General features: G+C 64.6%; 11 protein-coding genes and 1 pseudogene. 6 read left to right on the plus strand and 6 right to left on the minus strand.

What is annotated here, in order from left to right:
• Window positions 1–2 precede the first annotated feature (2 nt).
• The 5 genes and pseudogenes from CA951_RS44990 to CA951_RS39160 all read right to left on the minus strand — a co-directional run bounded on the left by CA951_RS44990 (window position 3) and on the right by CA951_RS39160 (window position 2,535).
• Window positions 3–273: pseudogene (locus CA951_RS44990) on the minus strand (Rho termination factor N-terminal domain-containing protein).
• Window positions 274–327: 54 nt separating this feature from the next.
• Window positions 328–735 (minus strand): VOC family protein, encoded by a 408-nt coding sequence (locus CA951_RS39145; RefSeq protein WP_087561979.1) that lies wholly within the window; start codon window positions 733–735, stop codon window positions 328–330.
• Window positions 736–965: 230 nt separating this feature from the next.
• Entirely contained in the window at window positions 966–1,226 is a 261-nt protein-coding gene (locus CA951_RS39150) for a hypothetical protein (RefSeq protein ID WP_256974270.1), read from the minus strand.
• 114 nt (window positions 1,227–1,340) lie between these two features.
• Complete coding sequence (locus tag CA951_RS39155; protein ID WP_087561980.1) at window positions 1,341–1,958, minus strand: maleylpyruvate isomerase N-terminal domain-containing protein; 618 nt, start codon at window positions 1,956–1,958, stop codon at window positions 1,341–1,343.
• A 70-nt stretch (window positions 1,959–2,028) separates the two neighbouring features.
• Window positions 2,029–2,535 carry a cupin domain-containing protein gene (locus CA951_RS39160; RefSeq protein WP_087561981.1) on the minus strand — a complete coding sequence of 169 codons (507 nt, stop codon included), beginning with the start codon at window positions 2,533–2,535 and terminating at the stop codon, window positions 2,029–2,031.
• Window positions 2,536–2,772: 237 nt separating this feature from the next.
• Here CA951_RS39160 and CA951_RS39165 point away from each other — a divergent pair, with 237 nt between their 5' ends.
• Window positions 2,773–3,303, plus strand: coding sequence for a DUF1772 domain-containing protein (locus tag CA951_RS39165; RefSeq protein ID WP_087561982.1), 531 nt, complete (start codon window positions 2,773–2,775; stop codon window positions 3,301–3,303).
• 695 nt (window positions 3,304–3,998) lie between these two features.
• On the opposite strand, the gene CA951_RS39170 is transcribed toward CA951_RS39165, so the two are convergent.
• A complete protein-coding gene (locus tag CA951_RS39170; protein ID WP_087561983.1) occupies window positions 3,999–7,397 on the minus strand; it encodes a protein kinase in 3,399 nt (1,132 codons plus the stop codon).
• A gap of 293 nt (window positions 7,398–7,690) precedes the next feature.
• Here CA951_RS39170 and CA951_RS39175 point away from each other — a divergent pair, with 293 nt between their 5' ends.
• From CA951_RS39175 to CA951_RS39195, 5 genes are all read left to right on the plus strand, one after another.
• Complete coding sequence (locus CA951_RS39175) at window positions 7,691–9,151, plus strand: aldehyde dehydrogenase family protein (RefSeq protein WP_179220491.1); 1,461 nt, start codon at window positions 7,691–7,693, stop codon at window positions 9,149–9,151.
• A 43-nt stretch (window positions 9,152–9,194) separates the two neighbouring features.
• Window positions 9,195–10,325: an NAD(P)-dependent alcohol dehydrogenase gene (locus tag CA951_RS39180; protein ID WP_087561985.1), complete on the plus strand. Its 1,131-nt coding sequence runs from the start codon at window positions 9,195–9,197 to the stop codon at window positions 10,323–10,325.
• Window positions 10,318–11,913, plus strand: a complete 1,596-nt coding sequence (locus tag CA951_RS39185; RefSeq protein ID WP_256974271.1) for a class I adenylate-forming enzyme family protein — start codon at window positions 10,318–10,320, stop codon at window positions 11,911–11,913. The genes CA951_RS39180 and CA951_RS39185 overlap by 8 nt, the downstream gene beginning before the upstream one ends.
• A gap of 128 nt (window positions 11,914–12,041) precedes the next feature.
• Window positions 12,042–12,458, plus strand: a complete 417-nt coding sequence (locus CA951_RS39190) for a PEP-utilizing enzyme (protein ID WP_087561987.1) — start codon at window positions 12,042–12,044, stop codon at window positions 12,456–12,458.
• Window positions 12,459–12,502: 44 nt separating this feature from the next.
• Window positions 12,503–13,939, plus strand: coding sequence for a hypothetical protein (locus CA951_RS39195; protein WP_087561988.1), 1,437 nt, complete (start codon window positions 12,503–12,505; stop codon window positions 13,937–13,939).
• Window positions 13,940–13,946 lie beyond the last annotated feature (7 nt).

Genomic DNA, 13,946 nt, shown 5'->3' on the forward strand with positions numbered 1-13,946 from the left:
CCTCAGTGATTGCGGAGCTCGTCGACGAGTTCCTTCTTGTTCAGCTTCGAATAGCCGGTCAAGCCGAGTTCTTTGGCTCGCTTCGCGAGCTCGTCGACCGTCCAGTCGTCGTAGGACTGCGACTTCCCGCCCGACTTTCCGACGTTCTCGCGCCCGCGGTCGGCAGCCGCGTTGGAGATGCGCGCCGCCTTCTCCTTCGAATTACCCTTCTTCCGTAGTTCCTCGTATAGTTCCTGGTCCTCGGGTGTGAGGTTGCGAGTCCTTGGTTGCCATCCGGCGCTCCTCCCGTCGAATTCGTGCTCCCCGCCTACCCGGGGACTCGGCGCCTCAAACGACGGCGATCAGCACTTCCCCCTCGAGACCATCGGGGTCCCGGAAGAAGATGCTCTGTGCAGAACCGAAGTCGTTGATGGTTCCATCGCTGGCGGCCGCGTCGATCAGCCGCTGCCGGATCACTGCGAAGGCTTCCGGTGAGGCCGCCTGCAGACCGACGTGGTCGATGCGACCTCGCCCCCACATCGGTGTCTGACGCTCGGCTTCGGTGTTGCCGTCGATGACGAAGATGTTCAACGCGGTGTGCGGGCCGATCCGGATGACGGTCATCGTTTCGCCCTCTTCGCGGCCGTGCGGTCGCGTCGGCCCGACGTCGGCGTCGAACACGTCGGCATAGAACCTGCCCAGGCGGGCGGCGTCCTTGGAGATCCAGGCAATATGGTTGACCCCGTCGAGCAACATGATGTCCTCCGCTTAACATTCGGCACTGGAGATCTCGTGGGTCAACCGTCGCATATTCTGCTGCGCGAATCAGGGTGATGCCGAGGCATGAACCGCACCGTCGCGGGTACTCCGTCTGGACGCTGCGCGCGCAGCATGCGATGGCAGCGCGCCAGCCAGGTCTTCCGGCCTGAATTCCCCCTTGTTCGGGCCGGAGGGCCGCCCCGAAAAATGCTGAGCAACAGTGTTGTTCAGAACAAATGTCGATGGTTGGCCGGGGCGACCCGCGTCAGTCGACGACGGCGCCCCCGGGGAGGTTGATCTCGGTCGCAGTCATCGTCGAGGACCAGTCGGACGCGGACGGCAGCGTTCGCGGCATCGGCGTAGCTCGGGCGACGCGGCAGCAGCAGACGGGTGGCGTCCGGATCGGGCTCGCCCGGTTCCGGGGAGCCCGGCGACAGCAGCCGGGCGGTGCCGCGTACCACCATGTGGCGCGCCGCGGCTGTCGCCACCGTGCAGCTCGACGTGATCGCTCGCATACGCTCGCGCGACCGCCGAGCCGACGGCGCCACTTCCCCCGTGGACGACCGCGGTGGTTTCAAGGAATGGACCCGACCGGTGACGCGTCAGAGGACCGAGTAGCCGGCTGGCAGGGGAAGGCGGCCGGTCAACGCCAGCAGCGCCGCGGATGCTGTTCCCTGTGCCGCGGCCAGGCCACCGATCACGGCGAATGTCTCGGCTATTGCATCGTGAGGGACATCCGCGTTGACGCCGAGGGCGGCTGCCAAATCGCAGGTATGCACTGTCAGCTCGAGGGTTCGGGTTGGAAGGTAGCCCTGCAAGGTCATCGTCCCGAATGGTGTGCGCACCAGGGCGGTGGCTGGAGTGGCACGGACGCGCTCGGGTACCCGGGCAACCAGCGCGGTCAGCGCGGGCATCGGGTCCTCCCCGAGCGCGGCGCCGGCGGCGCGTCCCCGCTGTGCCACTGCTGCGGTGTCAGCCAGGGCACCGGCGATGGCCAGGTAGTACGCGACGGCATCGTCCAGGTCTGCCGGGTCGGAATCGTCACCGGCGACGTCGAGGTAGGTCTCCACCGTCGTCAGCGACCTGCTGGTGTGCCCCAGCAGGTCGCGCACGGACCACTCACCGAGGCCCGGGTCGTCATAGTGACCTGTCGCGGAGGCGCTGACTTCGAGGAACCGTCGGGCGGCACTGTCGAAGGCATCAGCAGTTGGACCGTCCATCGGCTCATTATCGCAGCCGACCAGTATCCACCGCCCGCCGAATTCAACTGTTCGACGGTGCCGGCATGGCTCATGGCGGTGTCAGGGCGAATCGGGCGATTACGTCGGGCAACCAGTCGGGTTCGCCGAATTGCAGACCGTAACGCTCGGCAATCGCGGCGAGCTGGGTGACATCCGGTGCGCCGGTGGCGATCAGTTCGGACATTTCCAGGAAGCAATGTTCGAAGCCGGCTGGACTGATGATCTCGATCATGCGAGCCGGTTCGGTGCCGGCGTTCCACATGGCGTGCATCTCGCCTCGGGGCTTGGTGATGTATCCGCCGGATTCGAGAACGGCCTCCCGATCGCCGGAGCGGAATCCGATCACACCCTGAGTAACTATCGAGAATTCGTCCTCCCGCGTATGCAGATGTGGCGGCACCAGCGCACCGACCGGGAATGGGTGCTCCACGACCGACAACACCCCACCGGTGTCACGGCCCCAGAGCTTGAATTCGACCCCGATCGGGCCCAGGTCGCCGGTCTGCCCGGTCCCCGGCGGCAGGACGACCAACGGCGGGGGATCGGTTGCTCCCACGCGTCTCACCTACTCACGACGTCGACAGATCGGGTAACACGTTCTCTGCTCAACTCTTCGCCGACGGCGCAGATATTGTCAACGGTCTCGGGGCACAGCCGTTTGAAGATCTTGGCAGACAGACCCTTGCTTGTCGACGAAAGGCGTCGAGGTGGCGACTATGGAATTGTGGGGAATTGTGGCCGACGCAGACGCCACCGACCGAAACCGATCGAGCGAGAGATCCGGAGTGGCCCAATGGCTCAGCCCCCGAGTGCCTCGTCTCCTCGCGTACTCGCGGCCAGGCGCGCAGCCCGCATTATCGACACCACCGCAGTTGCCGTTACCTCGGCCTTCGCCGGGGGAGCCCTGCTCACCCAGACCGTAATTGTTCCGCACTGGCGGGAAATGGATCCGGCCGAATTCCTGTCGGAATTCGCGAGAGCCGGACCTGCCACCGGAGCGACGGTCTTCCCGTTCGAGGTCGCTTCGGTCGTGCTGCTGAGCATGACGACGTACTCGACCGTCAAGAGTCGCCGACCAGGCCGCCTCGCGTGGGCTCTGGCGACGACGTGCATGGTCGGGACATTCTTACTGCTCCCGATCTACTTCCTGGACGCGAACCTCGCCCTGCTCGACCCCGCCTTCCCACCCCAGGCCGTGCACGCCGAGCTGACCGCGTGGTATCGCTGGAACTGGATACGCACGGGACTGGGCCTTGTCGCGGCCGCCCTCTCCTGCATTGCACTCACTGCCGGCCGACGTGAGATCGGCACGACATCGAGGTGACGCCGAGGGCAGCAACGTTCCTGCGAGAAGGCTTGACCGAACGTGCCTTCGGTCATCTCGGGGCGCCGGCACTGTGCGTATTTCGGCGAACGACTTGTCGCCACTCCGGGCGTACCTTGGTGACTTGGCCTCCAAGAAAGCGGGACAATATCCGCACCGCTGGATGGGGTCGACATCTCGAGAATCTTACGATGAGGTTAGTAATGCGGACATTTCGTGGGATGGCTCGGGTGCCGTAAAGGCGACTAGCAGCGGTTGTGGGGCGCTTCGATGTCGTCGGATCTGGCGCGACGAACAGAACGTGAGGATCAGGTCCTTCACTTCGGGGGGATACCTGCGAATGCGATTGCTGCAGGCGAGATCGTAGAGGCGATCTTCATATTCACGCTTGGAGATTCCGAAGTTGACCATGATGTCTTCTGCGGGTCCTCCGCCGAACGCGGACCAACGTCGGAAGAACTGAACCATGAAGTCATCGTCACGAGTGTTCGCGTGATCTTCTGGTCTGTTTGTCATTTCTGCCCTCCTACGACACCCATAGAGCCATGCCTTTAGCTGTATCTGAGCGCGGTCTCCGTCAGGAGTGCCTGCAGGACACACGATAGAACTGCGGGCAACGTGAACGCACTACTCCGAGGTATAGCCTGACGGCGCAGTTCACTCCACGAAAGATGAGGAATGCGCCACATCAGGAGTCACTGTTTTCCGGCGGCCACCCATGATGCGATTTGGGTACGTGAGGTGAAACCCAGTTTTGTGAGGATGTGTTCCACGTGTCCTTGTGCTGTGCGATTGGCGATGACCAGCCTTGTGGCGATCGCTCTGTTGGTCAGGCCTTCCGCTACGAGCCCGGCAACTTGGTGCTCGCGTTTGGTCAGAAGGCAGGTGCCCGAGTCGGCGTGCGCTGAGGGGACCGGCGTGTCTTCGTCAAGTGCGAAGGCGACGGCTTCCGCCAGCGTCATGTGTCGGCCGGCTTGAAAGGCGTCGTCGAAGTGTTTGCTGCTCAGCGTGTTATGTGCTTGGCGTGCACATTCGTCGTGATGAATGTGGAGGCCGGGTATGTGAACTGGTGTGCTGCCGACGCTTTCCCAGAGTCCTTCGGCAGCGCCCATCAGCTGCGCGGCGTCTTCGGCTCGATCGGACTTTGCATGGATCCATGCCAGTGCCTCCAAGCACCATGCGGCGCTGAGCGGGTCGTCGACCATCCGTGCCATCCGTAGCCCTTGACCGAGGAGCCCGGTAGCTCGGTCGTGGTTGCCGAGTTGCCACACCTGCAGGCCGAGGACCCAGAAGGAGCGGGCTCGGTAGACCGATTCGCCCAGGTCGGAGCTGAGGGTGATGGCCTCTTCGTTGCGGATGATCGCCTGCTCGGTGTCACCGAGGAGTCCGCTGGCCAGTCCGAGTCCTTGGAGTGTGGAGATCCGCAGGAACGGTATGGGGTGGGTGTGGAGTGCGGCGAGAGCTGCGGCGAAGGACGTCGCGGCTCGTTGTATGTAGCCGGAGTAGAGCTCATGCATTCCTTCGGCGTGGTGCAGATGAGCCTGAGCGACCTCATCGTCGATGTGATCGGTCGCGGTGCGGGCCATGGAGAGTAGTTGCGCCCCGGCCGGGAGGTCGCCCTGTCGCCCGGCGAGGACGCTCTGGGCGCACAGCGCTCTCACTGTGTCTACCCGATGTCGACCGTTGTCAGTGGACAGTGCGCTTTCCAGCCATCGTCGCCCCTCGCGGAGAAGCCCACGGGAGAACCAGAAGGGATAGAGTGCGGTGGCGAAATCGATCGAATCGGGGTTCTGCTGGGAGATGCGGAACTGGAGTGCGTCACGAAGGTTCGGTTGTTCGCGATCCAATCGAAGGATCCACATCAGCTGGTTCGCGCTGATCCACTCGGCTTCTGCGTCGTGTGCCATCTGCCGGTACCAGTCGCTGTGGCGGCGCCTCAGTGGCATCAGGTCCTCTGTGGCGCCGAGTTGCTCGCGGCCGTAGTCGCGCAGCGTTTCGAGCATGCGGTAGCGGACAGTGAAGCCTTCCTCTTCTCGGACCAAGATCGACTTGTCGACCAATGAGGCGATGATGTCGAGGACGCTGTGTGGGGCTAGGTCGTCGCCGCAGATCGCCTCGGCTGCATCCAGTTCGAAGTTGCCGGCGAACACCGACAGTCGTGACCACAGCGTGCGTTCCTGCGGTGTGCAGAGGTCGTGGCTCCAGTCGATGCACAGCCGCAGTGATTGCTGGCGTGCCGGCGCGCGGCGCCGACCGCATGAGAGCAGCCGGTACCTGTCGGAGAGTTTGTCGTAGATCTGGTCGATCGAGATCGCGCGGAGGCGAACCGCGGCCAGCTCGATCGCGAGTGGAAGGCCGTCGAGGTGTTCGCAGACGCGGGCTACCTTTGGCCAGTTCTCCTCTGTGAGTTCGAATTCAGGGAGGGCGGTGGTGGCGCGGTCGAGGAACAACCGCACGGCGTCGTACCGGCCGATCGCCTGCATCGACCGTGTTCGCGAGTCTGGGGTGGCCAGCGGTTGTACTCGCTGGAGTGACTCGCCGCCCAGACCCAGTGGTTCGCGGCTGGTAGCCAGGATTCGCAGCTCGGGGCAGGACTGGAGGAGCGTTTCAGCGAGGGCGGCGGTGGGGTCGATGAGGTGCTCGCAGTTGTCCAGTACGAGCAGGCATCGGCGGGACCGGAGGTGCTCGATGAGGCTGTGGAGCCGGTGCTGGTCGGGTAGTTCTTGAATCCTGAGCGTGGACGAAACGGTGTCGACGAGGAAGTCTCCGTCGGTCACCTCGCTGAGCTCCACCAGCCATACACCGTCGGTGAACGCGCGATGGGATTCGGCGGCCACCTTTGATGCGAGCCGGGTCTTTCCGACTCCTCCGGTCCCGATCAGGGTCACGAGGCGTGATTGGGCGAGTAACTTCTTCGTGGTGGCCACGTCGTGTCGGCGTCCGACGAAAGTGGTCAGGTCTGCGGGGAGATTCCCGCGGGCACCGGGGGAGGGGCGTAAGTCTCGGTCCGGCACGGCAGGCACGACGGTGAGAGCGGGTGCCGCCGGCTGAGACCGAATGGTGTCGGGCCGTGGCGAATCGGCGGTCGGGTGAGGTTCGCAGGTTTTGATCACAGCCATCTCGTCTACCGGGCAACCGTTGAGGCGTTGCACCCGCCGAAGATGGTTTCCGAACTCGGCGGCGGTGGAGGGGCGGTCCTCGGGTTTCGGTGACATGGCTCGTTCAATCTCGACGCAGACGTTGTCGGGGACGCCGACCTTCCGGAGATCGGGGATCGGTTGGGTAGTGACTCGGAGGAATTGGGCGACGATCGGTTCGCCGACGTGTCGCTCGTACGCGGCGTGACCGGTCATCGCGCAGAACATCGTCGAGGCGAGCGCGTAGACATCCGCCGCGGGAGTCGGGCACGCACCTTGGAGGACCTCCGGGGCGGTGTAGGCGAGCGTGCCGGTGACGGCGTGGTCGGCGGTTTCGAAACCGCCGACCACGTGAGCAATACCGAAGTCTGCGAGCTGCGGTTCGCCATAGTCGGTGAGCAAGATGTTTGCCGGTTTGACGTCGCGATGAAGGATGCCGGCGTTGTGCGCGGCGGCGAGGGCGCCGGCGATGCGAACCCCGAGACGTAATGAGTCGTTCCAGGTGAGCGCGCCTCGGTTGTCAATCCGATGTTGGAGGGACCCGCGACGATGGAATTGCATCGCCATGTAGGGCAGACCGGTGGCGGTGCTCCCGCATTGGAAGACGCTGACGATGTTCGGGTGGCCGGACAGTCGGCCCATCGCACGCTGCTCCCGGAGGAATCGGTCGAGATTCGACGCCTCGAGCCGCGAGGTCATGACCTTGATGGCCACGGCTCGCTCCAGGGCTGCCTGGGTGCACCGGTAGACGACTCCGAAGCCGCCCCGTCCGATCTCTTCGGCGTCGTCGAACCCAGCGACCGCCAGTTCGTCCGGCAGCGATGGCGGTGCGATCTGAAACCTCGCGGTCGCCGCAACGGAATGCGGAGGTTTTCCACGCGGGCCGTGGCTGTCCGTGCGGTGCGGGTGGCTGTCCGTGGACAGCCACCCCGGCGTGACTCGGATGCAGGTTGTCATGCGCTTGACCAGCTTCTGCAGGATCGTCGAAAAATCGAGCGTTCACCAGCCACAATGCCCCGGTTCCCGGCGACCGGCTATTCCCCCGGGGATAGAAGGCGGCAAGGGTTTGCTCCCTGAGAGATGACGCCCCCATCACGCTCGGTCAGTAGAACTGTGATCGCCACCCCACTCGCTGGCGAAGATACCAACCCCTCACGCCGCCCGGTGACCCATGCGGGACATATGCGCCACACGCGGGCGGCACGGATGCAGTCTCACAACCGGTGGAACTGCGCACCTGAAGGAGATGAATGTTGTCTACCGAAGCCACTACTCTCGTCCTCCCCACTGAGTTTCCGATGACGATCGGTGGGCGGTCCGTGACCGCACAGGACACGGCGCCGGTGTACAACCCGGCGACCACCGAGGTGATCGCCGAAGTCCCTGTTGCGACCTCGGACCAACTCGACGAGGCTGTCGCGGCCGCGCGGGCCGCCTTCCCCGGCTGGTCGGCGACACCACTGGCCGAGCGGCAGGCCATCGTCTCGGCGATCGGCGATCGGCTCGAAGCCCACGCCGAAGAGTTTCTGGCACTGCTGACCGCCGAGCAGGGCAAGCCGCGTCCGATGGCCGAATGGGAGGTCTATGGGTCGGTGGCGTGGTTCCGGGAGATCGCCAAGCAGTCCCTGCCTGAGGAGGTTCTCGAAGACACTGTCGAGCGCAGCGTGATCAGCCGGCACACGCCGCTGGGGGTCGTCGGTGCCATCGTGCCGTGGAACTTCCCGATCCTGCTGGCGGTCTGGAAGATTGCGCCTGCCCTGGTGGCGGGCAACACCATCATCGTCAAGCCGTCCCCCTTCACCCCCCTGTGCGACCTCAAGCTCGTCGAACTCGTGCAGGACCTGCTTCCCGCCGGCGTATTGAGCGCGGTCAGCGGTGACGACGAACTCGGCAAGTGGATCACAGCGCACCCCGGTATCGCGAAGATCGCGTTCACCGGCAGTACCGAAACGGGCAAGCACGTGATGCGGTCCGCGGCCGGCACGCTCAAGCGGGTCACCCTCGAGCTCGGCGGAAACGATCCGGCGATCGTCCTCCCGGACGTCGACCCGGCGAAGGTCGCCCCGCAGATCTTCTGGGCCGCATTCCAGAACAACGCCCAGTTCTGCAACGCCGCCAAGCGCATCTACATCCACGACGACGTCTACGAGGCCGTGCGGGACGAGTTGGTCGCGTACGCACGGACCGTGGTGGTCGGCGACGGGGCTGCCGCCGAGACCCAGTTGGGTCCGATCCAGAACCTGCCCCAGCTGCAGAAGGTGCAGGAGTACTTCGACGACTGCACGGCCAACGGCTACACCTTCGCCCTCGGCGGACAGATCGCCCCGGAGGCCGGCGGCTGGTTCGTCCCGGTCACACTCGTCGACAACCCGCCGGAGGACTCCCGCCTGGTCGCCGAGGAACCCTTCGGGCCCATCCTGCCGCTGCTGCGCTGGAGCGACGAAAGCGATGTCATCGCCCGGGCCAACGACACCGTCTGGGGCCTGGGCGCCACCGTGTGGGGCGACGATCTCGTGGCGATCGAGCGGATCGGCCGTCAGCTCGAAGCCGGAACGGTGTGGCTCAACGAGGTGCACCAATACTCGCCGCATCAGGTTTTCGGCGGACACAAGCAGTCCGGCATCGGCGCCGAGAACTCCCTGCACGGGCTCGCCGAATACACCAACCATCAGACGATCACGCTGAACAAGGTCCCCGACACGGTCTCGTGAGACCACCAGCACCCGAATATCTTTCGAAGAGGACAGTGCAACTATGAAGACCACAGCAGCCGTCCTGCGAGCAGCGCAGGAGCCGTTGTCGCTCGAGGAACTCGACATCGACGAGTTACGCCCCCGCGAGGTCCTGGTGCGGATCGTCGGATCCGGTATCTGCCACACCGACCTCGGGATGATCGCGACCGCGGAAACCGACGCCGCCCCAATCGTGCTCGGCCACGAGGGATCAGGAGTCGTCACCGCGGTCGGACCGGAGGTCGAGCGCATCGAGCCCGGCGACCACGTGGTGCTCTCCTACAACTTCTGCGCCGAGTGCGACAACTGCGCACGCTCACTCCCGATGCACTGCCGGAACTTCGTCCCACTCAATTTGGTCGGCGCACGCCTGGACGGTTCGAGCGCCCTCAGCTCCAGCGGCGAACAGGTACGCGGACACTTCTTCGGCCAATCCGCGTGGGCGACCTACGCCGTGGCCAACGAGCAGAACTGTGTCCGCGTCGCCCGCAATCTGCCGCTCGAGCTGCTCGCTCCCCTCGGTTGCGGCATCCAAACCGGTGCCGGCGCGGTGCTGAACACCCTCCACCCGGACGAAGGATCGTCGATCGCGATCTTCGGGACCGGCTCGGTCGGGCTCGCCGCCCTGCTGGGCGCGGTGGTCGCCGGCTGCGGAACCATCATCGCCGTCGACATCCAGCCCGCACGCCTGGCGAAGGCGACCGACCTCGGCGCCACCCACACCATCAACTCGGCCGAGGAAGACGTGGTCGAACGAATCCGCGAGATCACCGGAGGAGGAGTGCACTATTCGGTCGACTGCATCGGCCTGGCGGACGTCGTGCGCAGCGCACTCGAATGTCTGCAGTCGCCGGGGGTGTGTGCCACCGTCGGTTTCCAAGGCGTCCCGAACGAGATCTCCGTCGACCAGGGGCACCTGTTGTTCGGCCGCAGCCTGATCGGCGTCATCGAGGGCGACGCCATTCCGCAGGAATTCGTCACCCGCATGATCGATCTCTACCAGGCCGGCAAGTTCCCCTTCACCGAGCTGATCGACACCTTCGAGTTCGACCAGATCAACGAGGCGATCGAGGCTGTTCACCTGGGCAAGGTCACCAAGGCGGTTCTGACCTTCGACGAGCCCACCTCGGCGAACAGGGCGACAGGTGAATAACCGCTCCGGTGGCGTTCCGCCCGCGGTGGGACCGGGAGAGATCCTTCCCTTCTCCGCAGCCCGCCACCCGGACAAGATCGCCCTCGTCGTCGGTGACACGTGCCTGACGTACCGGGAACTCCACCACCTGTCGGACGCGGTCGCGGCCTCACTGCGCGCGCGGGGGATCGGCACGAGAGACGTGTGCTCGCTCTACGCACAGAACTGCTGGGAATGGATCGTCGCGTATCACGGCATCCTCAAAGCGGGTGCGACCGTCAATCCGGTCAATGTCATGCTCACCGGTCCGGAGCTGGCGTTCGTCCTCTCCGACTGCGAGGCCGAAGCCCTCTTCTTCGGGGCATCCCAAGCCGATACGGTCGCGAGCGTTCTGGGGGGGATGTCCGCCGTCGAACTGGTGTGCCAGCTCGACGGTGACATCGGCGACGGAATCAGTGCGGTGCCCTTCACCGAGCTGCTCACCGCCCCGGTCGACGGTGCGCCGGCCGCGCATCCGGCGCCCGGTCCCACCGACCTGTGCAGCATCGGCTACACCTCCGGGACCACCGGCCACCCGAAGGGCGCGATGCAGTCGCAGCGATCGGTGCTGCTCAATTGCGCGTTGACGGCCACGATGCACGGGCGCAACGCCGACGACATCGTCGTCACCGCGTTGCCCTCGGCGCACGTGTACGGCAACGTCGCCATCAACAGCACCTTCCTCGCCGGCGGCACGGTAGTGCTGATGGAGCGGTTCGACGCCGGGGAAGCCCTGGCGCTGCTCGAAGGAGCCCGTGCCACCCTGTTCGAGGGCGTGCCGGCGATGTATTCGATGATGCTCGCACACCCGGCGTTCGAGACCGCGGACCTGACCACCCTGCGCGCAAGCACCATCGGTGGTCAGACATTCGCCCCGGAACTACTCGATCGCTGGCAGACCAGGGCCCCGGGCCCGGTGCTGGAACTGTGGGGGATGACCGAGCTGTCCGGGCTGGGCACCACCCACGCGGTCCACGCCCCACCGGTAGCCGGGTCGATCGGAGTCTCTCTCCCCGGGCTCGAGATCAAGATCGGCGCGATCGACGGCACAACAGGCGACATCCCGAGGGGTGAGCACGGTGAGTTGCTCGTCCGTGGCCCCTTGGTGATGCTCGGGTACTACGGCCGCCCGGACGCCACCGCCGAGGCGCTCACCGAAGACGGGTGGCTGCGCACCGGCGATGTCGCCTACGTCGATGACACCGGACACTTCTTCATCGTGGACCGGCTCAAGGACATGATCGTCACCGCCGGCTACAACGTGTATCCCGCCGAAATCGAACGCGTCATCGGCGCGCATCCCCACGTCGCGCTGGTCGCCGTCGGAGGCCGGCCGGATCCGGTCAAAGGGGAGATCGCCGTCGCCTACGTCGTTCCGGCCCCGGCCGCCCAGCTGCTCCCACAGGAGATCATCGAGCATTGCCGAGCCCATTTGGCCGCCTACAAACGGCCGCGTGAGGTGGTGTTCGTCGATGCCCTGCCGACCACCTCGTCGGGCAAGCTCATGCGCCGCAAGTTGGCGGAACTCGAGGTCGCCGACAGTGATCAAGACGTTGTCCGCGCGAGATAATGGTCACACGGAACGCTATCCGCGGCGCCCATGCGGTGGTCACACATCAGCGGGCATTGTGACTGGCGCAACATAACAAGTTGGATGTGGTCGAGGCCACCTTCCTCGATTCGATCAAAGGAGTACCAATGCAGGTTGTAGCCGAAGGGTTCAACGCCTTCGAGACACAGAAGAGCCCGAAGGGTGAGGTCAAGTTCCTGGGCTCCCCCAAGGACGTGATCGAGGTTGTGCGGTCCGGAAAGTTGCAGGACTACATCCTGCTCGTTCGCGGCGGCACGACGACCTTCCTGACTCCGGCGTTGAGCATGGGTGCTTCCGGCGTCATCACGATGTCGGGCGCTCCCGAGTCGCACCTCGGCATCCTCTCTCGTGAGTTCCAGATCCCGTGTGTGATGACCGCGCACCTGACCGCCAGCGATTCGCGCTACGTCGTGGGCAACACCGACGATGCGCACTTCGAGGAGATCGCCGAAACCCTGATCGGCAAAACCGTCCAACTGCACTGTGACGACGCGGAGGTCGCGCGCGTCAGCATCGTCAGCTGACCGTCTTCGACCACACATCCATGGGCAGAGAGGAACACCCCCCAATGAGCATCGAAATGACACCCGGCCTCCGCTCGACATACAAGCAGCGCTACGAACCCGACGATGACGGTCTGCGGTTCCAGGACCTGGTCTTCGAAGGCAACTTCGTCGGCCAGGAACCCATGCGCGACGGCATCCTCGGCGACAAGGTGCAGAAGCAGCGCGCCAAGAGCAAGGTCCTCGAGAAGGTCAGCAAGGAGGACGTCCTGGCCGACCAGTTCACCCTGGACGAGCTCAACGACCTCAACAACTACCTGGCGTGGAACATCTGGGACGTGCTCGTCATGCGCGCCACCGAAGGCGTCTCGGGCATGATCCCCCGCCAGGAATACGAGATCCTCGCGTTCATGCACGAGTTCTACCGATGGCCGGAGATCCTGCGCATGACCACCGACGAGGTCGGAGCCCAGGGCATCTTGGACATCGGGGCCTCGGCACGGCGGGAAATCGGCACCAAGGTCAACGCGGTGCACGACTGGTCGATCGGAGCTGTCGGCTTCGGGATGGGCCGTTGCGGACTGCTCGCACTCGAAGCGATCGGACCCGACGACTACATCGAGGAGAGCAACGAGCTCCTCAAGTTCATGCAGCGGATCGAGTTCGGCAAGCGCCAGGACGGGTACATCCTCAACTCGCAGGACCGCTACCGCTGCCAGATCCACGAGCCGGACTTCCTCGCGGGCATCGTCAACCAGCTCGAAACGCTCGAACCGGGAAGCCCCAAGCACGAATCCTTCACCCGCTTCAACGCCGCCGCCGAACTGCTCTCGTTCCTCGATCACATGGATTGCCGGCTCGGTCTCGGTGATACCGGACCGTATGAACTGCCCAACGGCAACATCCTCATTCTTCGGGATCTGTTCGTCAACGAGCCCGTCTTCCACTGGTCCGATGTGTGCGACGACGCCGGCCTGCCGCACGCCTACACCATCGCACTCGAGATCGACCCGGAAATACTGGGACTGCAAGAAATTCGCGTCAACGACATCTCCACCACCTTCACCCGGCCGAAGAACTACATTCCCGCCATCGTCGGCGGCGCCGTCTTCGCCCGCGAGCAGTGGGACACCCCGATGGCGGACGTGCGCACCATCAAGATCGACGATCTGGGTAGCGAGCTTCCGAAGATTCAGGACGCCACGCTCAAGATGTACGGCAAGATCTCGCGGATGTGCCGCCGCGACCTGATCTGGGCCGGCCAATACGTCTACTACGTAGACATGATCCTGCCCTACCTGCGTAAGGCCGGAACGTACGAGAAGGCATGCGACGAATACCAGCTCTGGGAAATTGACCAGCGCGTGTCGAACTACTACTACGACATCGGCAAGCGCGGCTTCGCGCAGGAAGTCGTTCCGCAGAAGATCTTCTCCGGCCAGGGCTATCTGCCCTTCGGGGAGGGTGCGGATCTGCGCCGGTCGAAGTACCGCTGGCTTTAACCACCCG

Source organism: Rhodococcus sp. NCIMB 12038, assembly GCF_002165735.1.
Classification (GTDB): domain Bacteria; phylum Actinomycetota; class Actinomycetes; order Mycobacteriales; family Mycobacteriaceae; genus Rhodococcus_F.

Coding starts and splice junctions, on each gene's coding strand:
- CA951_RS39145 (WP_087561979.1), bottom strand. CDS start 735: ATGTTGCTCGACGGGGTCAACCATATTGCCTGGATCTCCAAGGACGCC.
- CA951_RS39155 (WP_087561980.1), bottom strand. CDS start 1,958: ATGGACGGTCCAACTGCTGATGCCTTCGACAGTGCCGCCCGACGGTTC.
- CA951_RS39165 (WP_087561982.1), top strand. CDS start 2,773: ATGGCTCAGCCCCCGAGTGCCTCGTCTCCTCGCGTACTCGCGGCCAGG.
- CA951_RS39170 (WP_087561983.1), bottom strand. CDS start 7,397: ATGACAACCTGCATCCGAGTCACGCCGGGGTGGCTGTCCACGGACAGC.
- CA951_RS39175 (WP_179220491.1), top strand. CDS start 7,691: ATGTTGTCTACCGAAGCCACTACTCTCGTCCTCCCCACTGAGTTTCCG.
- CA951_RS39180 (WP_087561985.1), top strand. CDS start 9,195: ATGAAGACCACAGCAGCCGTCCTGCGAGCAGCGCAGGAGCCGTTGTCG.
- CA951_RS39190 (WP_087561987.1), top strand. CDS start 12,042: ATGCAGGTTGTAGCCGAAGGGTTCAACGCCTTCGAGACACAGAAGAGC.
- CA951_RS39195 (WP_087561988.1), top strand. CDS start 12,503: ATGAGCATCGAAATGACACCCGGCCTCCGCTCGACATACAAGCAGCGC.